Raw genomic sequence first — 18,543 nt, 5'->3', positions numbered from 1 at the left:
CCGAGGGTGAGCCCGGACCGGGGCGACACCCCTGCACCAGGTCACGGTTTCGTATCCACCGATTTCCGGTGCGGTTGCGACAGCCCACCCCGAAAAGGCCGCGACCTGCGGGAACGGGAACGAATCGTTTCCCGGAATGGGTGCGGGGCCCGCCCGGCGGCCCGGCGATCGCCTTACCCCCTCCCCGTTCTGCCGTTAGGCTCCGTCCGTCGACCACAGCACCGCAGGTCGCACCCGCCACACCGGTGGGCGCGTCGTGTGGGCCGGTCACGTCGTTCGGGACGGTGTAACGCCGAGTGGACCCGGCGACGAGTGGTGCAGAAGGTCCGCACTCCTGCCCCACTCGGCGGGCACGGGACCCGGGCGGAAGGAGCACGGTGGATTTCTTCACCTATGTCGGAACCCAACTCAGCACGTTGGTGTTCTACGGCCAGCAGCATTTCCTGCTGGTCGCCATCGCGGTCGGAATCGCGGTGGTCATCTCGCTGGTGGCGGGCACGGTGCTGCACACCAACCGGCTGACCCCGGAGTCCTGGCGCAAGCCGCTGCGGGCCGGGTCGCGGGAAGGTCTGCTGATCGCGTTCTCCGCCGCCCTCACGATCCCGTCGCTGGCGCTGTTCGGCCTGCTGCAGCCGCTGCTGGGGCTGGGGGTCACGCCGTCGCTGGTCGCGCTGACGATCTACTCGATCTACCCGGTGCTGCGCAACGTCGTCGCCGGGCTCTCCTCGGTCGACGACGCCGTGCTCGAGTCCGCCCGCGGCATGGGCATGGGCCCGGTGCGGCGGATGTTCACCATCCAGCTCCCGCTGGCCTGGCCGGTCATCCTGTCCGGCATCCGGGTCGCCGTCCTGATCATCATCGGTATCGCCGTCGTCGCCGGTGCCATCAACGGGCCGGGCTTCGGCTCGTCCCTGTTCCTCGGCCTGCAGCGTCTCGGGTCGGTCAACTCGTTCAACCAGGTTCTGGCGGCCACTCTCGGCTGCCTCGTCGTGGCTGCCGTCTACGAGATCGTGTTCTGGATCGTGCAGCGCTTCACCACCCCGAGGGGGATCCGTGTCTGATTCCGGTAAGCCGATGATCGCCCTCGAAGGCATCAGCAAGACCTACCCGAAGGCCGGCGCGCCGGCGGTCCAGGAGCTCAACCTGGAGGTCCCCGAGGGGACCATCTCGATGTTCATCGGGCCGTCGGGCTGCGGGAAGACGACCACGCTGAAGATGATGAACCGGCTCATCGAGCCGACCACCGGGCGGATCCTGCTCGACGGCGAGGACGTCACCGCGGTCAACGCCGACGAGCTGCGCCGCCGCATCGGCTACGTCATCCAGCAGGTCGGCCTGTTCCCGCACTTCACCATCGGCGACAACATCGCCGTCGTCCCGCGGATCCTCGGCTGGGACCGCAACCGGATCACCGCCCGGGTCGACGAGCTGCTGCACCTGGTGGGGCTCGAGCCCAAGGACTACCGCGACCGCTACCCCCGCCAGCTCTCCGGCGGCCAGCAGCAGCGCGTCGGCGTCGCCCGCGGGCTGGCCGCGGACCCGTCGGTGATGCTGATGGACGAGCCGTTCGGCGCGATCGACCCGATCACCCGCGAGCGCATCCAGGACGAGTTCCTGGAGCTGCAGCAGCAGATCGCCAAGACCATCTGCTTCGTCACCCACGACCTCACCGAGGCCGTCAAGCTCGGCGACCGGATCGCCGTGTTCGGTCCCGGCGGCACGCTGCAGCAGTACGACACCCCCGACACCGTGCTGACCCACCCGGCGAACGAGTTCGTCGCCGAGTTCGTCGGCGCGGGCGCCGCGGTACGGCGGCTGTCGCTGCTGGAGCTGTCGCGTCTGGAGCTGCAGACCGTGGGCCTCGACGGGCAGGCCGAGCGCAACGGCTCGCCCACCTACGAGGCCGACGCGCAGGGCCGCCCGGTGCGCTGGGCGTACCTGCCCGGCACCGCGGACCTGCCGAAGCTCGTGACCGTGCCGCGCACCGGCACCGTCTACGACGCCGTCGACATCATGCTCGACGCGCAGACCGAGCTGGTCGCCGTCGTCGACGAGCAGCAGCAGCTGCAGGGTGCGCTGTGGTGGAAGGACCTCGTCGAGGGCCTCAAGACCAAGGCCGGCGCGTGAGCGCCCCCGCCGCCGCCCCGTCGGCCGGGGCACCCACGACCGAGGAGGTCGTGCGCCGGTCGCGGCAGAGGTTCGACCGGTCCCTGATCGTCAACCCGCTCATCGCGGTCATCGGCCTGCTGCTGGTCATCGCCTACGCCGCGTCGCAGGGTCTCGACGACGTCGAGCGCTCGGTGATCAACCCCGGGTCGCTGGGCCAGCGGCTCGTCGAGCACCTCATCCTGACCGGGCTGTCCACGCTCGTCGTGATCGTGGTGGCGATCCCCGCGGGCATCGCCATCAGCCGCCCGTCCGCGCGCCGGATCCAGCGCCCGGTGCTGGCGTTCACCGGCTTCATGCAGGCCCTGCCCGCGTTCGGCGTGATCGTGCTGCTGGCGTTCTCCCCGCTCGGGCTCGGCCTGCCGACCGCGGTCGTGGCGCTCGCGCTGGCCGCGCTGCTGCCGGTGCTGACCAACACCGTCGTCGGGCTGCAGCAGGTCGACCGGGCGCTGATCGAGGCCGCCCGCGGCATCGGCATGTCCGCCCGCCAGACGCTGTTCCGCGTCGAGCTGCCGCTGGCCACCCCGGTCATGGTCGCCGGCGTCCGCGTCGCGCTCGTGCTGAACGTCGGCACCGCCGCCCTGGCCACCTACGTCGGTGCCGGCGGACTCGGCGAGCCGATCAAGGGCATGCTCGAGCTCGGCCGCCCCACCGGGACGCTCGTCGCCGCGACCATCGTCGCCGCGCTGGCCCTGATCGTGGACTGGCTCGCCGGTCTCGCCGAGTACGCGGTCCGCCGCAACGCCGGCTGACCCGCTCCCCCGCGAACGCCCCCGAATCCCCGCAGTACCGCTTCCTCTGGAGGACACGTGAAGTTCGGACGATCCCGGCGTCTCGCCCTGACCGCGATGGCCGCGGTCACGGCCGTCGCCCTCGCGGGCTGTGGCGGCCTGAGCGGCAGCGGCCCCTCGGCCTCCGGCGGCTCGCTCGCCCAGGCCGGCAACCTGAACGGCCAGCAGTACGTCGTCGGCGGCAAGAACTTCGACGAGCAGCTGGTGCTCTGCCAGATCACCGTCGCCGCGCTCGAGTCGGCCGGGGGCCAGGTCACCGACCGCTGCAACACCGGTGGTACCGACGTCACCCGCCAGGCGCTGATCGCCGGTGACATCAACATCTACTGGGAGTACACCGGCACCGCGTGGGCGTCGTTCTTCAAGGAGACCCGCCGCATCACCGACGACAACGAGCTCTACAACCTCGTCGCGCAGCGGGACCTGGAGCAGAACAAGATCCAGTGGCTGGACAAGGCCAACTTCAACAACACCTACGCGTTCGCCATGACCGAGGCGAAGGCGCAGGAGCTCGGCATCACGTCGCTGTCGCAGATGGCCGACTACATCAACTCGGGCAAGGCCCCGGCCGGCTCGGTGTGCGTGGAGACCGAGTACAACTCGCGTGACGACGGCCTGCGCGGCCTGGAGAAGACCTACGGCTTCACCGCGCAGAACCCGCAGGTGCTCGCGACCGGCGTGATCTACCAGGCCACCGCCGACAACAAGTGCCTGTTCGGCGAGGTCTTCACCACCGACGGCCGCATCCCCGGCCTGAAGCTGAAGGTCCTCGACGACGACAAGAAGTACCACGTCACCTACAACGCGGCGCCGACCATCAAGGCCGACGTCTACAACGCCAACCCGGCCGTCCGGCAGGTGCTCGCGCCGATCGCCCAGGCCCTGGACTACAACACCATCCTGGACCTGAACGGCAAGGTCTCCTCGTTCGGCCAGGACCCGCGCCAGGTCGCCCGCGACTGGCTGACCTCGAAGGGCTTCATCGGCTGACCGCCGTCCGGCCGGCGGCCCCGTCCCACCTCGTCGAGGGGGGCGGGGCCGCCGGCGTCTCCGGCGTGTGCACGTTGCGCCGTGGAGCCGTTCATGGTCGGGTGGCCGCACCATCCCTGCGACGATCCCGGACGACTCCGTGACCCCCTCCCCGCTGCGGACCCTGCTCCCGGCCCTGATCGCCGTCGTCCTGCTCGCGAGCGGCTGCACCGGGCTCGCCGGCTCCGGGCCGCGCGCCGGCGCCGGGTCGCTGGCCGAGGGGGCCGACCTGTCCGGGCGCACCTTCGTCGTGGGGTCGAAGAACTTCGACGAGCAGCAGATCCTCTGCCAGATCTCGATCGCCGCGCTGGAGTCGGCCGGGGCGTCGGTCACCGACCGCTGCAACATCGGCGGCTCCGACGCGACCCGGCAGGCGCTGCTCTCCGGCGACATCTCCACCTACTGGGAGTACACCGGCACCGCCTGGGCGTCCTACCTGCGCGAGACCCGCAAGCTCGACGACGACCGGGTGCTGGCCGAGCTGCGCACCCGCGACCGCGCGCAGAACGGCGTCGTCTGGCTCGACCGGGCGCGGTTCGACAACACGTACTCCTTCGTCGTCGACGGCGCGACGGCCGCCCGGCTGCGGCTGAACACGATCAGCGACATGGCCGCCTACGTCCGGTCCGGGCAGCCCGGCGACGTCTGTGTGGAGACCGAGTACGCCTCGCGCGCCGACGGCCTCGCCGGGCTGCAGCGCGCCTACGACTTCACGCTGCCCGACACCCGGCGCAAGACGCTGGACCAGGGCGTGATCTTCCAGTCCACCGCCGACGGGGTCTGCCTGTTCGGGGAGGTCGCCGCCACCGACGGCCGCATCCCCGCCCTCGGGCTGAAGGTCCTCGACGACGACCGCGGCTACCACATCACCTACAGCGCGGTGCCGGTGTTCCGGGCCGACGTGTTCGACCGGGACTCGCAGATCGCCGCGATCTTCGGCCCGATCGCCGCCGCCCTGGACCAGCCGACCATGCAGCAGCTCAACGGCCGGGTGTCGGCGAACGGGCAGAGCCCCCGCGACGTCGCCCGGGCCTGGCTGGCCGAGCGCGGGTTCATCGGGGGCTGAGATGGCGCGCAGGCAGGTCGACGAGGTCCGCGACGGCGTCGAGCTGACCAGCCTGGACGCCGAGGCCTTCGACGGCGCGGGCGTCACCAAGCGGGCGCTGGTCGACCACCTCGACGCCGTCGCCGAACTGCTGCTGCCCGCGCTGGCCGACCGGCCGCTGTCGGTCGTGCGGGCCCGGCCCGGGCAGGCCCCGTTCATGCAGAAGAACCTGCCCCGCGGCGCGCCCGACTGGATCCCGACCGTCGACGTCTGGGCGGGCTCCTCGCAGCGGACCGTGCACTACCCGCTGTGCCACGACCGCCGGACGCTGCTGTGGTTCGCCAACCAGCGCGCCGTCGAGTTCCACCCCACGCTCGTCCCGCACGGCGCCGTGACGACCGCCGAGCTGGTCGTCGACCTCGACCCGCCGGACGGCGCCGGCTTCGACCGCGTCGTGGCGGCCGCACACCCGGTGCGCGCGGCCCTGACGGCGCTGGGCATGGACGCCGCGGTCAAGACCAGCGGCGCGACCGGGCTGCACCTGGTCGTCCCGCTCGCCGGGCCGGTGCCGGTCGAGGACGCCTTCGCCGCCACCCGCGCGCTGTGCGCCCGCGCCGCCGCCCTCGACCCGGACGTCGCGACGACCGCGTTCATCGTCGCCGACCGCGGCGGGCGGGTGTTCCTGGACCCCACCCGGGCCGGCGGTGCGACGCTCGCCGCGCCCTACGGCCCGCGGGCGCGCCCGGGGCTGCCGGTGTCGTTCCCGCTGCGCTGGGACGAGCTGGACCGGGTGTCACCGGACGAGTTCACCGTGACCACGGTCGCCGGTCTGCTCGACGGGCGACCGACCTGGCCGGAGCTGCGGCCGGCGCCGGCCGGGCTGCCGGAGGTCCTGCTCGACGAGGGCCGGGCGATCCCGGTGCCGCGGGTCGCGGCCATGCACGAGGGGAGGCGCCGCAAGCGCGCCCGCGAACGGGACGGGTGATCAGTCGTCGACGTCGCCGCGGGCGCGGCGGTAGATCCAGCGGTCGTCGTCGGCGTGCGGGCCGATGAGCACGTAGCCGGTCGGTGCGCCACCCGGGTCGGTCAGCTCGATCGTCCGCGGCGGGCGGCCGGCGGTGTCGGGGTCGATGCGCACCTGCTCCCCGGCGTAGGGGCCGTCGTCGAGGACCGCGTACATGCCCGGGGATTCTGCCAGCGCCGGGCACGGCCTCCCAGCGTCAGTCCTGCCTCCGGGCCCGGCTGGGCTGTACCCGCAGCGGCTCCCCCGGCATCTTCGGGTACTCCGGCGGGTACGGGAGGTCCCCCAGCCCCCGCTCGTCCGCGTCCTCGGCGTACCACTGCAGCGCGGTCGCACAGCTGCCCCGGTGCCGCTCGTCGTCCATGTCCGCGTGCGGGTCGCCGTGGCGCTCCAGCAGGCCGGGGACGGTGCGCAGGGTGAACTCGGCCGGGTCGACCGACCCGAGGTCGTCCCAGGTCACGGGCATGGAGACGGTCGCGCCGGGCAGGCCGCGCACCGACCAGGCCGAGGCGATCGTCCGGTCCCGGGCGGCCTGGTTGAAGTCGAGGAACACCCGCTCGCCGCGTTCCTCCTTCCACCAGTCGACGGTGGCCCGCTCGGGGATCCGGCGGCAGACGCGGCGGGCGATCGCGATGACCGCGTGCCGGACCTCCACGAAGTCCCACTCCGGCCGGATCGGGCACGCCACGTGCACACCGCGCCCGCCGGAGGTCTTCGCGAACCCGGTCAGCCCGGCCTCGCCGAGGACCTCGCGCAGCGTCTGCGCGACGGCGACCGCGTCGCCGAAGTCGGTGCCCGGCTGCGGGTCGAGGTCGATCCGCAGCTCGTCGGGGTGGTCGGTGTCGGCGCAGCGCACCGGCCACGGGTGGAAGTCGAGCGTGTTGAGGTTCGCGGCCCAGGCGATCGTCGCGGGCTCGGTGATCGCGACGGACTCGGCGGTGCGCCCGCTCGGGAAGGTCACCGTGCAGGTGCGCACCCAGTCCGGGGCGCCCTTGGGGACCCGCTTGACGAAGAACGGCTCGCCGTCGACCCCGGAGTTGAACCGCTTGAGGTTGGTCGGGCGGTCGCGCAGGGCGCGGGCCATCGGCGCACCGACGGCCACGTAGTACTCGACCACCTCGCGCTTGGTCGCCCCGAGCTCGCCGAACACGACCTTGTCCGGGCTGGTCAGGCGGACGTCGCGGGGCCCGTCCGGCCCGTCGACCCGCAGCATCACGACGTCTCGGCTCGCCACCCGGGCGAACCTACTCCCGCGGACTATCGTGTGCCCACGAACGACCCGAACGGAGCGTGCGGCGTGACCACCGACCCCGACCGGTCCCCCCGGTTCGACGACGACCTGCTCGGCCTGGACCCCGACGACCCCGAGGCCCGGGCGTTCGCCGCCCACCTGGACCGCATGCAGCGGGTGCCGTCGTGCTCGGTGGAGGGCTACATCCGGGGTGTCGGCGACTTCGCCGAGTCGGCGAACCGGCTGCGCGGGCCGCAGCGGACCGCGGCCGTCGCCGTGACGCTGCTGCTGCTCGCCGTGGCCGCCTGGGTGATCGCGAACGCCGCCGGTGTCGTGCTCGCGACCTGGGCCGGCTGACCCGGCGGCACGCGCCCCGGCGACGGGTTACCGTTGATGCATGGGTCTGTTCAGCCGCAACACCACCACCTCGGAGTCCGAGCTCCCGGCTGCGAAGGTGCAGAAGTCCGACGAGGAGTGGCGGGCCCAGCTGAGCCCGGCGGAGTACCAGGTCCTCCGCCAGGCCGGCACCGAGCGCCCGTTCACCGGTGAGTACACCGACACCACGACCACCGGCGTGTACCGCTGCCGGGCCTGCGGTGCCGAGCTGTTCCGCAGCGACACGAAGTTCGAGTCGCACTGCGGGTGGCCGTCGTTCTTCACCCCGCTCGCGGGGGACGCGGTCATCGAGCGGACCGACTCCAGCATGGGGATGACGCGCACCGAGGTGCTGTGCGCGACCTGCCACGGGCACCTCGGCCACGTCTTCGCGGGCGAGGGCTACGGCACGCCGACCGACCTGCGGTACTGCATCAACTCGGTGTCGCTGAGCCTGGAGCCCGACACCGCGTGAGACCGGCCCGGGCCGGGGCCGCCCGCACGGGCGGCCCCGGTGCCGGTCACGGCAGGGACGCGACGAGGTCGCCGACCTCGACCCGCGGGCCGGTGTAGAACGGGATCTCCTCGCGGACGTGACGGCGGGCCTCGGTGCCGCGCAGGTGCCGCATGAGGTCGACGATGCGGTACAGCTCGTCGGCCTCGAACGCGAGAATCCACTCGTAGTCGCCCAGGGCGAAGGCCGGCACGGTGTTGGCGCGCACGTCGGCGTAGTCGCGGGCCTCCTTGCCGTGGTCGGCGAGCATGGTCCGGCGCTCGGCGTCGGGCAGCAGGTACCACTCGTAGGAGCGGACGAAGGGGTACACGCAGACGTAGCGCTTCGGGTCCTCGCCCGCCATGAACGCCGGCACGTGGCTCTTGTTGAACTCCGCCGGGCGGTGCAGCGCGGTCTGGCTCCAGACCGGGACGCTCGCCCGGCCGAGCGCGGTGGTGCGGCGCAGGTCGGCGTAGGCGGCCTGCAGCGACTCGATCTCCGCGGCGTGCCACCAGATCATGTAGTCGGCGTCGTGCCGGACGCCGGCGAGGTCGTACACCCCGCGGACGGTCACGTCCTTGTTCGCCAGCGAGTCGAGGTACTCCGCCGCCTCGCGCGAGGCCGCCGTCCGGTCGTCGCCGAGGCGCCCCGGCTCGACCCGGAACACCGACCACATGGTGTACCGGATGGTGTCGTTGATGGCTTTGACGTCGACGCGGGCCATGCCGGCGATGTTACGCGCGGCCCGGTGAGGGTTCCCTCACCAGGGCGGCGGCGACCCGCTCGGCCGCGGCGCGGGCGGTGCCGACGCAGGCCGGCACGCCGACGCCGTGCAGCATCGCCCCGGCGACCTCCAGCCCCGCGACACCGGCCACCGCGGACTCCAGCGCGCCGACGATCCCGTCGTGCCCGACGCCGTACTGCGGCAGGCCGCCGCCCCAGCGCTGCACCAGCGACGCGACCGGGTGGGCCTCGATGCCGTCGAGGACGCGCAGGTCGGCGCGCACGCGGGCGACGAGCTCGGCGTCGTCGACCTGCAGGCTCGCCTCCTCCCCGAAGCGGCCGACCGAGGCGCGCAGCCGGACCAGGCCGTCGTCGCCGAGGTGGGCCCACTTGGTCGAGGCGTGCGTGACGCCCTTGACCGACAGCGGCTCGTCCGCGGCGACCAGGCAGCCCGAGGTGCCCGGCATCGCGGCGACGTCGGCGGCGCGGTACGCGAGCGCGACCACCGCCGAGGACGCCGACGCGATCCGCCCGGCCGCGGCGCCCGCGGCCGGGACCACCGGCTCGAGCAGGCGACGGGCGGCCGGGGCGGGGACGGCGAGCACGACCGCGTCGGCGTCGAGGAGCTCCGGGGCCGGTGCCGGACCGAGCACGAGCCGCCAGCCGCCGTCGCCGCGCCGCAGCCCGCGCACCGTCGTCCCGGTCCGCACCGTCGCCGCGGACGCCGTGACCAGTGCGGCGACGAGCGCGCCGTAGCCGCCGCGCACGGCGCCGAACACCGGGCCCGCGGCGACCGGCTGCGGCACGGCCCCACCGGCGGGCGTCCCGGCGGCCAGGGTCCCGGCCCGCTGCCCGGAGGCGGCCATCCCGGTGCTCGCGGCCGCGGTCAGCGACGGCGCACCGGCGTCGAGCGCGGCCGCCAGCGCGGGCACCGTGGCCCGCAGGCCGAGGGTGTCGACGCGCCCGGCGTAAACCCCGCCCAGCAGCGGGTCGGCGATCCGGTCGACGACCTCGGGCCCGAACCGGTCGCGCAGCAGCGCCCCGAGCGCCACGTCGCCGCCGGGTTCCCAGTCCAGCGGGGTCGCCGGCTCGGCGGCGACGGCGGCCAGACCGGCGGGCGAGAGCACCCCGTCCAGGACGGCGTCGCGGCCGGGGACGCCCATGAGCGTCCCGCGGGGCAGGCCCACCGTGCGCCCGCCGGCGCGGATCGTGGCGGTCGCGGCGGTGGGACGGGTGAGGGCGTCGCGCAGGCCGAGCTCGGTGAGCAGGGCGGGCACCTCGGGACGCCGGACGAGGAACGCCTCGGCGCCGACGTCGAACGGGGACCCGGCCAGGTCGACGGTGCGCAGGACGCCGCCGAGCCGGTCGCGCTGCTCGAGCACGACGACCTCGGCCGAGGGCCCCAGCAGCGTGCGGAGCCGGTGTGCGGCGGCCAGCCCGGAGATCCCGCCGCCGACGACGGCGACGCGGGTCATCGCACCGGCTGGGCGTGGATCGTCTCGACGGTCCGGGTGATCACGTCCGGGTCGGTGGGCGGCAGCACGCCGTGGCCCAGGTTGAACACGTGCCCCGGGGTGCGGGTGCCCTCCGCGGCGATGCGCGCGACCTCGCCGTCGACGGCGTCCTGCCCGGCGAACAGCACCGCCGGGTCGAGGTTGCCCTGCACGGGCACCGCTCCCCCGGCGCGCCGGGCCGCGACGTCGAGCGGGGTGCGCCAGTCGACGCCGATCACGTCGGCGCCGGCCTCGGTCATCGCGCCGAGCAGCTCGGCGGTGCCGACCCCGAAGTGGATGCGCGGCACCCCGGCCCCGGCGAGCGCGCCCAGGACGGCGGCCGAGTGCGGCAGGACGAACTCGCGGTAGTCGCGCTCGGACAGCGCGCCCGCCCAGGAGTCGAACAGCTGGACCGCGTCGACCCCGGCCGCGACCTGCTGCTGCAGGAACGTGCCGGTCAGGGTCGCGAGCCGGCCCAGCAGGGCGTGCCACACCTGCGGCTGGGAGCGCATGAGGGCCTTGGTGCGCTCGTGGTTGCGGCTCGGGCCGCCCTCGATGAGGTAGGAGGCGAGGGTGAAGGGCGCCCCGGCGAAGCCGATCAGCGGGGTGTCGCCCAGCTCGGGCAGCAGCAGGCCGATCGCCTCGGTGACCCGGGCGACCTGCTCGGGGGCCAGCTCGGGCAGCGCGGCGACGTCGGCGGCGGTGCGCACCGGCGAGTCGACGACCGGGCCGGTGCCCGGGACGATGTCGACACCGATCCCGGCCAGGTACAGCGGCACGACGATGTCGGAGAACAGGATCGCCGCGTCCATCCCGTGCCGCCGGATCGGCTGCAGGGTGATCTCGCAGGTCAGGTCCGGGGTCAGACAGGCCTCGAGCATCCCGTTGTCCTGGCGCAGGGCCCGGTACTCCGGCAGCGAGCGCCCGGCCTGGCGCATGAACCAGACCGGCAGCCGCGAGGGCGTCCGGCCGCGTGCGGCGTCCAGGAACGGGGACCCGGCCAGGTCGCGGCGGGCGGACGGGGCGGAGACGGTGCCTGCAGTCATGACGTCCGCATGGTCCCACGCGGCTGGTCCGCACGCGCGAGCGCCCCGGCGCGCCTGCCCGGTACCGCGGGTGTCGCCGCCTAGAGTCCGACGCCGTGCCGGACCCGAACTCACCACCACCAGCGTTCCGCGACGCGGTCCGCTCGCTCGCGTCGCTCCGGCCGCGCCCCGAGCTCGTCGTGCGGCCGCTCGAGGCCCCGCCCAGGCTCGCGCCGTACAGCTGGGCGACCAGCGTGGAGGCCGACATCGGGCACCGGGGCGACGGCACCGACGACCTCGACGAGCCGGACACCTCGGGCCGGCTGATCCTGCTGCACGACCCGGACGGCCAGGAACGCTGGGAGGGCACCTTCCGGCTCGTCTGCTTCGTCCAGGCCCGGCTCGAGCCCGGGCAGCTCGGCGACGACATGCTCCCGCGGATCGGATGGTCCTGGCTGACCGACGCGCTCGAGCACGCCGGAGCCGGTTTCACCGCACTGGGCGGCACCGTCACCCAGACGTCGTCGGTCCGCTTCGGCGGGCTGAGCGGCGGCGGCGACGGCCCCGGCGCGACCCCGCCCCGGGAGGACGACGTCGAGCTGCGCGCCTCCTGGTCGCCTACGGAGAGCGACGCCGATCTCGGCCGACACGCCGCCGCGTTCGCCTCGTTGGTGGCGACCGCAGCGGGCCTGCCTCCGGTCGGCGCAGTACCGTTGAGCCGGTCACCGGGCTGATCGCCGCAGGTCAGCGGCACGCGTGGCAAAAAGTTCACCCGGAGGGGTGGGACCGCGCCCACATGCATGTAACTTTCCGGGCCGGAAGTTCGAATGCACACGCGACGTTAGGCCGCATGGAGGGATACCATCTCTTCCATGGCACCCACCCGGGCGGCCGAGCGCCACTCTCCGTCCCTCGGGTTCCGGTGTTGGTCGGGGGCGTACGACCGACTCCAGGAAGGTTGACGACGTGGCTGTACTTGGCCAGCAAGTGCCGGCGCAGAGCTCCGGCAGCACCACCGCGGGTGGCGCTCCCATCGGTGGAGCCGTGCTCTCGCCGGGGATCGTCCCGCAGCCGCGGGAGGAGTTGTTCACGGTCCTCGTCGTGGACGACCACCCGCTGCTCCGTGAGGCGATCGCCGGGCGGCTCCGCTCGATGGGCGCCGGCACCGTCCACGAGGCCGCCTCGGTGACCGAGGCCCGGGCCCGCGCGCACGCCGCCGGACCGTGCGACCTCGCGATCCTCGACCTCACGCTGCCCGACGGCAGCGGGCTGGACCTGGTCAGCGAGCTCCGCTCGCTCGGCTGGAACCGGCTGGTCGTGCTCGCCTCCTCCGACGACCCGTACGCGGTCCGTTCGGCGTTCCAGGCCGGCGCGCAGGCGTACCTGCTGAAGTCGGCCTCGCCGTCGGTCGTGACCGACGGCGTGAAGCGGGTCCTCGACGGCGGCGTCTACGCCGACCCGACGGTCGCCCCGCTGCTCGCCACCGGATCCCGCGTGCCGGGCACCGACAACACCCCGCGCGAGCTGTCGGCGCGCGAGGTCGAGGTGCTGCAGCTCGTCGCGGACGGCCAGTCCAACAAGGAGATCGGCGAGGCCCTGAACCTCTCCGCGCTCACGGTGAAGAGCCACCTCTCCCGGATCGGCCGCAAGCTCGGCACCGGCGACCGCGCCCAGATGGTCGCGCTCGCCATGCGTGCGGGGGTCATTCGCTGACTCCCGGGACCGGCGCGGCCGGCGGCACGGACATCACCGCGTCGCCCGCCTCGGCGTCCCCGGACGGTTCACCCGATCCGGTACCCCTGCTCCACCCCGCCGACGGTCTTCCGCCGGTCACCGCGACCCCCGACGAGCTCGCCCGTGTGGCAGCGGCGTTCGCCGGGGGCAGCGGGCCGGTCGCCGTCGACGCGGAGCGGGCCTCGGGGTTCCGGTACTCCCAGCGGGCCTACCTGGTGCAGCTGCGCCGGGCCGGCGCCGGGTCGGCCCTGGTCGACCCGATCCCGCTGCGGGGCGCGCTCGGCCCGCTGGCCGAGGCGCTCGACGGCCCGGAGTGGGTGCTGCACGCCGCGTCGCAGGACCTGCCCTGCCTCGCGGAGCTGGACCTGCGTCCGGCGTCGCTGTTCGACACCGAGCTCGCCGGACGGCTGGCGGGGCTCCCCCGGGTCGGTCTCGGCCCGATGGTGGAGAACCTGCTCGGGCTGGGGCTGGAGAAGGGCCACGGCGCCGCCGACTGGTCACGCCGCCCGCTGCCCGAGGACTGGCTGGTCTACGCCGCCCTCGATGTCGAGGTCCTCACCGACCTGCGCGACGTCCTGACCCGCATGCTCGACGAGCAGGGCAAGCTCGAGTGGGCCCGCCAGGAGTTCGAGGCCGTGCGCACCGCGCCGCCGTCGCCGCCGCGGGCGGAGCCCTGGCGCCGTACCTCCGGCATCCACAAGGTCCGCCGTCCGCGACCGCTGGCGGCGGTCCGCGAGCTGTGGCAGGCCCGCGACTCGCTCGCCGCGGAACGCGACATCGCGCCCGGCCGGGTCCTGCCCGACGCCGCCATCGTCGACGCCGCCGTGCGCAACCCCGACTCCGCCGCGGCCCTCGCGGGGCTGCCGGTGTTCCGGGGCCGCTCCCAGCGACGGCTGGCCCGCTACTGGTTCGACGCGCTGCGCCGTGCCGCGGAGCTGCCCGACTCCGAGCTGCCCCGGGGTTCGGCACCGACCGACGGCCCCCCGCCGGTCTCGCGCTGGGCCGACCGCGACCCCGACGCCGCCGCCCGCCTCGCCGCCGCCCGCTCCGCGCTGACCGGCGTCTCCGAGCGGCACGACGTGCCGGTGGAGAACCTGTTGCAGCCCGACCTGCTGCGCCGGCTGTGCTGGACCCCGCCCGCCGACGGCGACGTCGCGGCCGCCCTCGTCGCCGGCGGTGCCCGGCCGTGGCAGGTCGAGCTGCTCGCCCCGCTGCTGGAGCCGGCGCTCGCGACCCGGGCCTGACCGCCCCGCGGACGGCGCCGTCCCCGCCGCGCGCTGATCCCGCCCTCGCGCATGCTGCGGCACGCGCGACCTCCGACGCCGCGCGCGAACCCGGAACCGGCGCGCGCACGCTCCGGACCAGCCGTCGGCCGGTGCCGGTCAGCGCGCCCGCAGCGGCTCCCCGGCCGGGGCGACGCGCTCGTCCGCGGTCCCCGGCAGCTCCACGCGCACCTCCAGCCCACCTCCGGGCACCGCCGTCGCGGTGACCCGGCCCCCGTGCGCGGCGGCGACGGCCCGCACGATCGACAGTCCCAGCCCGGACCCCCGGGTGTGCGCGGTCCGGGCCACCGGCCCGCGCCGGAACGGCTCGAACAGCTCCGACACCCGGTCCGGCGCCAGCTCCGGCCCCGACGAGGCCACCCGCAGCACCACGTCGCCGCCGGTGCCGCAGCCGACCTCGATCCAGCCGCCGTCGTGGTTGTGGCGCACCGCGTTCTCCAGCAGGTTCGCCACCATGCGCCGCAGCAGCGGCTCGTTCCCGCGTGCCGTCGCCGGGCGCGGGTCGGTGCGCACGACCAGGCCACGGGCCACCGCGTCCGCACCGACCGCCGTCAGCTCCGCGGCCACCAGCGCCGCGAGGTCGACGGGCACCCGGTCGGAGCCCTGCAGCGCTCCCCCGGCCTCGGTGCGGGCGAGCAGCAGCAGGCCGGAGACGAGCTCGTCGCAGCGGCGGCCGGCGTCGCGCACGACCTCGGCCATCCGGCGCAGCTCGGCCGCGTCGGCGTCGGGATCGGCGAGGGTCACGTCGATCTCGGTCCGCAGCACCGCCAGCGGGGTGCGCAGCTCGTGCCCGGCGTTGGCGACGAACCGGGACTGGGCGTCGAAGGCGCCCTGCAGCCGGTCGAGCATGGCGTCGACCGCCCCGGCCAGCTCCGCGACCTCCCCGCGCGCACCGGCCAGCGCGACCCGCTCGTCCAGCGAGCTCGCCGACAGCCGCGACGCGGTGTCCACCACCCGCCGCAGCGGGTGCAGGACCCGTCCGACCAGGACCCACGAGGTCACCGCCCCGGCCGCGACGACCAGCGGGAACGCGATCAGCCCGGCACGGAGCACCTCGGCCCGCGCCGACGCGGCGATCGCGTCGCGCGCGGTCTGCGCGGGCACCGCCACCCCGCCGACGACGACGGTGCCGGGCAGCACCGGCGTCCCGGCGACGGCCGCGCCGACCAGCATCCAGCCCAGCCACAGCAGCAGCGCCGCGACCACCGCGACCAGCGCGGTCGCGAGGAGCGTCAGCCGCGGCCGCAGGTTCCCCACGGCGTCACGCCGCGGGGACCCCGTCGGCGGGCACCCGGTACCCGGCCCCGACGACGGTGTCGATCAGCCCCGGCGCGCCCAGCTTCTTGCGCAGGGTCATGACGGTGACCCGGACGGTGGTGGTGAACGGGTCGGCGTTCTCGTCCCACACGCGTTCGAGCAGCTCCTCCGACGACACCACGGCGCCCCCCGCCGCGAGCAGCACCTCCAGCACGCCGAACTCCTTGCGGGTCAGCTCGACCGGGCGCCCGTCACGCAGCACGGTGCGCCGCGCCGGGTCCAGCACGACGTCGCCGGCGCGCAGGGTCGGCGGCACCGCCGGGGTGGCGCGGCGGCCGAGTGCCCGCACCCGGGCCACCAGCTCGGGGAAGTCGAAGGGCTTGGCCAGGTAGTCGTCGGCGCCGCGGGACAGCCCGTCGACCTTGTCGGCCAGCGTGCCGGACGCGGTGAGCATCAGCACCCGGGTCAGCCCGCCGGCGGCGACGACCTCGTCGCAGAGGTCGTCCCCGCTGCGCCCGGGCAGGTCCCGGTCGAGGACGGCGACGTCGTAGCGGGTGACCGAGAGCTTCTCCGAGCCCTCGTCGCCGTCGTAGGCGACGTCGACGGCCATGCCGTCGCGGCGCAGGCCGCGCGCCACCGCGTCGGCCATCGCCGGCTCGTCCTCGACGACGATCACGCGCATCAGCGGGCGCGCTCCCGGCCGGGGACGGCGCCCTCGGGCGTCGAGGGGACCGCGGCGGCGGCCCACTCGGTGATCCGGCGGGCCATGTCCTGCTCGGTGAGCCCGGTCGCGGCCAGCACGTCGTCGCGGCTGCCGTGCTCCAGGTACTCCTGCGGCAGCGCGAGGTCGCGCTGGCGGACGTCGAGCTCGGCGCCGCGCAGCGCGTCCGACAGGGCCGAGCCGAAGCCGCCGTGGGTGCCGCAGTCGGACAGGGTGACCACGAGCTGGTGGTCGGCGGCGAGGGTGAGCAGCTCGCGCGGCACCGGCAGCACCCAGCGCGGGTCGACGACGGTGACGTCGACGCCCTGGTCGGCGAGCCGCCGTGCCACCGCGACACCGGTCCTGGCGAAGGCGCCGACGCAGACGAGCAGCACCTGCGAGCGGCCGTCGGCGGGTTCGTGCAGCACGTCGACGCCGGCCGGGCCGTCGATCCGGCGCAGCGCCGGGACCCCGTCGATCACCGAGCCCTTGGGGTAGCGCAGCGCGGTCGGGCCGTCGGTGACGGCGGTGGCCTCCCGGAACTCCTCGCGCAGGGTGCCCTCGTCGCGCGGGGCGGCGACCCGCATGCCGGGCACGATGCCGAGCAGCGAGAGGTCCCACATGCCGTTGTGCGACGGTCCGTCGCTGCCGGTGACCCCGGAGCGGTCCAGCACCAGAGTGACCCGCTCGCGGTGCAGGCCGACGTCCATCAGCAGCTGGTCGAAGCCCCGGTTGAGGAACGTCGAGTACAGCGCGACGACCGGGTGCCGCCCGGCCCGGGCGAGCCCCGCGGCGGTGGTCAGCGCGTGCTGCTCGGCGATGCCGACGTCGACGATCCGGTCCGGGTAGGCCGCGGCGAACGGCGCGAGCCCGGTCGGGCCGAGCATGGCCGCGGTGATCGCGACGACGTCGGTGCGCCGGGCGCCCAGCTCGACGATCTCCTCGGCGAACACGTCGGTCCAGCCGGTGACCGGGGTGCCGGTCGGCAGACCGGTCTCCGGGTCGAACGCGGCCGGGCTGTGCATCTGCTCGGCCTCGTCGTTCTCGGCGGGCGGGTAGCCGTTGCCCTTGCGGGTGACCGCGTGCACGATGACCGGCCCGCCGAAGCGCCTGGCGCGGCGCAGCGCGGACTCCAGCTGGCCGATGTCGTGCCCGTCGACGGGGCCGAAGTACTTGAGCCCCAGGTCGGAGAACAGCTCCTGCGGGGACAGCGCGTCCTTCACCCCGGCCTTGAACGCGTGCAGCCCGGCGTAGAGCACCGGCCCGACGACGGGGGTCCCCCGCACGGTGCGCTTGCCCGCCTCGAGCACGCGCTCGTAGCCCGGCTGCAGCCGCAGCGACGCGAGCCGGTCGGCCAGCCCGCCGATCGTGGGCGAGTAGGAGCGGCCGTTGTCGTTGACGACGATCACGACGTTGCGGTCGTCGCCCGCGGCGATGTTGTTCAGCGCCTCCCAGGCCATGCCGCCGGTCAGCGCGCCGTCGCCGATCACGGCGACGACGTGGCGGTCGACACCGGTCAGCGCGTGCGCGCGGGCGATCCCGTCGGCCCACGACAGCGACGACGACGCGTGGCTGGACTCCACGTGGTCGTGCTCGGACTCGGCGCGGCTCGGGTAGCCCGACAGCCCGCCGGTCTTCTTCAGCCGGTCCCAGCCCTCGTGGCGGCCGGTCAGCAGCTTGTGGACGTAGGCCTGGTGGCCGGTGTCCCAGATCAGCGTGTCCTGCGGGGACTCGAAGACCCGGTGGAGCGCGATGCTCAGCTCGACGACACCCAGGTTGGGCCCCAGGTGCCCGCCGGTCCGCGAGACCGCGCTGATCAGGAACGCGCGGATCTCCGACGCCAGCGACGCCAGCTCGTCCCGGTCCAGACCGCGCAGGTCCGCCGGGCGCCGGATCGCCGAGAGCCACCGGTTCGTCGTCACGTGCTGCCTCCTCGCCGCCGGCCCCGTGCGGGCGGCCTCCGCCACCACGGCCGGCATCGACTCGTGGTCCCACTCTACGGACCGGTAGCCGTGACGACCCGGCGGCGCCGCCGGGCGCGGCGGCACCGTCCGGTCACCCGGTCGGTGGTGCCGCCGCGGCCCGTGGCGCGAGGCGCGGACGGTGCGGTGTCACCAACCCCAGTTACGCATTCGAGTACCCCCTTCCGCGCTTTCCGACGTGTGTTGATCGATTCA

Annotated in this window: 19 protein-coding genes; 11 read left to right on the top strand and 8 right to left on the bottom strand. The window is 74.6% G+C overall.

Features of this window, described 5'->3' with window-relative positions:
* Positions 1-377 precede the first annotated feature (377 nt).
* The 6 genes from WJX68_RS02900 to WJX68_RS02875 all read left to right on the top strand — a co-directional run bounded on the left by WJX68_RS02900 (position 378) and on the right by WJX68_RS02875 (position 6,016).
* The gene (locus WJX68_RS02900) at positions 378-1,061 is read left to right on the top strand and encodes an ABC transporter permease (protein WP_340285989.1); all 684 of its coding nucleotides are present in this window, start codon (positions 378-380) and stop codon (positions 1,059-1,061) included.
* 13 nt (positions 1,062-1,074) lie between these two features.
* Complete coding sequence (locus tag WJX68_RS02895) at positions 1,075-2,127, top strand: ABC transporter ATP-binding protein (protein WP_340285988.1); 1,053 nt, start codon at positions 1,075-1,077, stop codon at positions 2,125-2,127.
* Positions 2,124-2,918: an ABC transporter permease gene (locus WJX68_RS02890; protein ID WP_340285987.1), complete on the top strand. Its 795-nt coding sequence runs from the start codon at positions 2,124-2,126 to the stop codon at positions 2,916-2,918. The genes WJX68_RS02895 and WJX68_RS02890 overlap by 4 nt, the downstream gene beginning before the upstream one ends.
* 57 nt (positions 2,919-2,975) lie before the next feature.
* Entirely contained in the window at positions 2,976-3,947 is a 972-nt protein-coding gene (locus tag WJX68_RS02885; RefSeq protein WP_340285986.1) for a glycine betaine ABC transporter substrate-binding protein, read from the top strand.
* A gap of 139 nt (positions 3,948-4,086) precedes the next feature.
* Entirely contained in the window at positions 4,087-5,052 is a 966-nt protein-coding gene (locus WJX68_RS02880) for a glycine betaine ABC transporter substrate-binding protein (protein WP_340285985.1), read from the top strand.
* 1 nt (position 5,053) lies between these two features.
* The gene (locus WJX68_RS02875; protein ID WP_340285984.1) at positions 5,054-6,016 is read left to right on the top strand and encodes a DNA polymerase domain-containing protein; all 963 of its coding nucleotides are present in this window, start codon (positions 5,054-5,056) and stop codon (positions 6,014-6,016) included.
* Here WJX68_RS02875 and WJX68_RS02870 read toward each other — a convergent pair whose 3' ends face one another.
* Both WJX68_RS02870 and ligD read right to left on the bottom strand, forming a co-directional pair.
* Positions 6,017-6,211, bottom strand: a complete 195-nt coding sequence (locus WJX68_RS02870; protein ID WP_340285983.1) for a hypothetical protein — start codon at positions 6,209-6,211, stop codon at positions 6,017-6,019.
* Between the two features lie 40 nt (positions 6,212-6,251).
* Positions 6,252-7,265 (bottom strand): non-homologous end-joining DNA ligase, encoded by a 1,014-nt coding sequence (gene ligD / locus WJX68_RS02865; protein ID WP_340286208.1) that lies wholly within the window; start codon positions 7,263-7,265, stop codon positions 6,252-6,254.
* Between the two features lie 84 nt (positions 7,266-7,349).
* Here ligD and WJX68_RS02860 point away from each other — a divergent pair, with 84 nt between their 5' ends.
* Together WJX68_RS02860 and msrB are read left to right on the top strand one after the other, a co-directional pair.
* On the top strand, positions 7,350-7,640 hold the full coding sequence (locus WJX68_RS02860; RefSeq protein WP_340285982.1) for a hypothetical protein: 291 nt from the start codon (positions 7,350-7,352) through the stop codon (positions 7,638-7,640).
* A 40-nt stretch (positions 7,641-7,680) separates the two neighbouring features.
* Positions 7,681-8,133: a peptide-methionine (R)-S-oxide reductase MsrB gene (gene msrB / locus WJX68_RS02855; protein WP_340285981.1), complete on the top strand. Its 453-nt coding sequence runs from the start codon at positions 7,681-7,683 to the stop codon at positions 8,131-8,133.
* 46 nt (positions 8,134-8,179) lie between these two features.
* Here the strand turns inward: msrB and hemQ are convergent, their stop codons facing one another.
* The 3 genes from hemQ to hemE are packed head-to-tail and all read right to left on the bottom strand — an operon-like array spanning position 8,180 to position 11,413.
* Complete coding sequence (gene hemQ, locus WJX68_RS02850) at positions 8,180-8,875, bottom strand: hydrogen peroxide-dependent heme synthase (RefSeq protein WP_340285980.1); 696 nt, start codon at positions 8,873-8,875, stop codon at positions 8,180-8,182.
* A 10-nt stretch (positions 8,876-8,885) separates the two neighbouring features.
* The gene (gene hemG, locus WJX68_RS02845) at positions 8,886-10,349 is read right to left on the bottom strand and encodes a protoporphyrinogen oxidase (RefSeq protein WP_340285979.1); all 1,464 of its coding nucleotides are present in this window, start codon (positions 10,347-10,349) and stop codon (positions 8,886-8,888) included.
* Complete coding sequence (hemE, locus tag WJX68_RS02840) at positions 10,346-11,413, bottom strand: uroporphyrinogen decarboxylase (protein ID WP_340285978.1); 1,068 nt, start codon at positions 11,411-11,413, stop codon at positions 10,346-10,348. The genes hemG and hemE overlap by 4 nt, the downstream gene beginning before the upstream one ends.
* Positions 11,414-11,508: 95 nt before the next feature.
* Between hemE and WJX68_RS02835 the strand changes: the two genes are divergently transcribed.
* From WJX68_RS02835 to WJX68_RS02825, 3 genes are all read left to right on the top strand, one after another.
* Positions 11,509-12,126 (top strand): DUF3000 domain-containing protein, encoded by a 618-nt coding sequence (locus WJX68_RS02835; RefSeq protein ID WP_340285977.1) that lies wholly within the window; start codon positions 11,509-11,511, stop codon positions 12,124-12,126.
* Between the two features lie 310 nt (positions 12,127-12,436).
* A complete protein-coding gene (locus WJX68_RS02830; RefSeq protein ID WP_010233729.1) occupies positions 12,437-13,105 on the top strand; it encodes a LuxR C-terminal-related transcriptional regulator in 669 nt (222 codons plus the stop codon).
* Positions 13,106-13,137: 32 nt separating this feature from the next.
* Positions 13,138-14,370 carry an HRDC domain-containing protein gene (locus tag WJX68_RS02825; protein WP_340286207.1) on the top strand — a complete coding sequence of 411 codons (1,233 nt, stop codon included), beginning with the start codon at positions 13,138-13,140 and terminating at the stop codon, positions 14,368-14,370.
* Between the two features lie 138 nt (positions 14,371-14,508).
* Here WJX68_RS02825 and WJX68_RS02820 read toward each other — a convergent pair whose 3' ends face one another.
* Genes WJX68_RS02820 through dxs form a run of 3 tightly spaced genes read right to left on the bottom strand, consistent with a single transcriptional unit; the run spans position 14,509 to position 18,288 of the window.
* Positions 14,509-15,666, bottom strand: a complete 1,158-nt coding sequence (locus WJX68_RS02820) for a sensor histidine kinase (RefSeq protein WP_340285976.1) — start codon at positions 15,664-15,666, stop codon at positions 14,509-14,511.
* Positions 15,667-15,670: 4 nt separating this feature from the next.
* Complete coding sequence (locus WJX68_RS02815) at positions 15,671-16,348, bottom strand: response regulator transcription factor (protein ID WP_340285975.1); 678 nt, start codon at positions 16,346-16,348, stop codon at positions 15,671-15,673.
* A complete protein-coding gene (gene dxs, locus WJX68_RS02810; RefSeq protein WP_340285974.1) occupies positions 16,348-18,288 on the bottom strand; it encodes a 1-deoxy-D-xylulose-5-phosphate synthase in 1,941 nt (646 codons plus the stop codon). Before dxs ends, WJX68_RS02815 begins: the two co-directional genes overlap by 1 nt.
* Between the last annotated feature and the right edge of the window lie 255 nt (positions 18,289-18,543).

Origin of the sequence: Pseudonocardia spirodelae (genome assembly GCF_037727765.1) — a bacterium.
Lineage (GTDB): Bacteria > Actinomycetota > Actinomycetes > Mycobacteriales > Pseudonocardiaceae > Pseudonocardia > Pseudonocardia spirodelae.
This window is presented reverse-complemented; position numbering and strand designations above follow the sequence as displayed.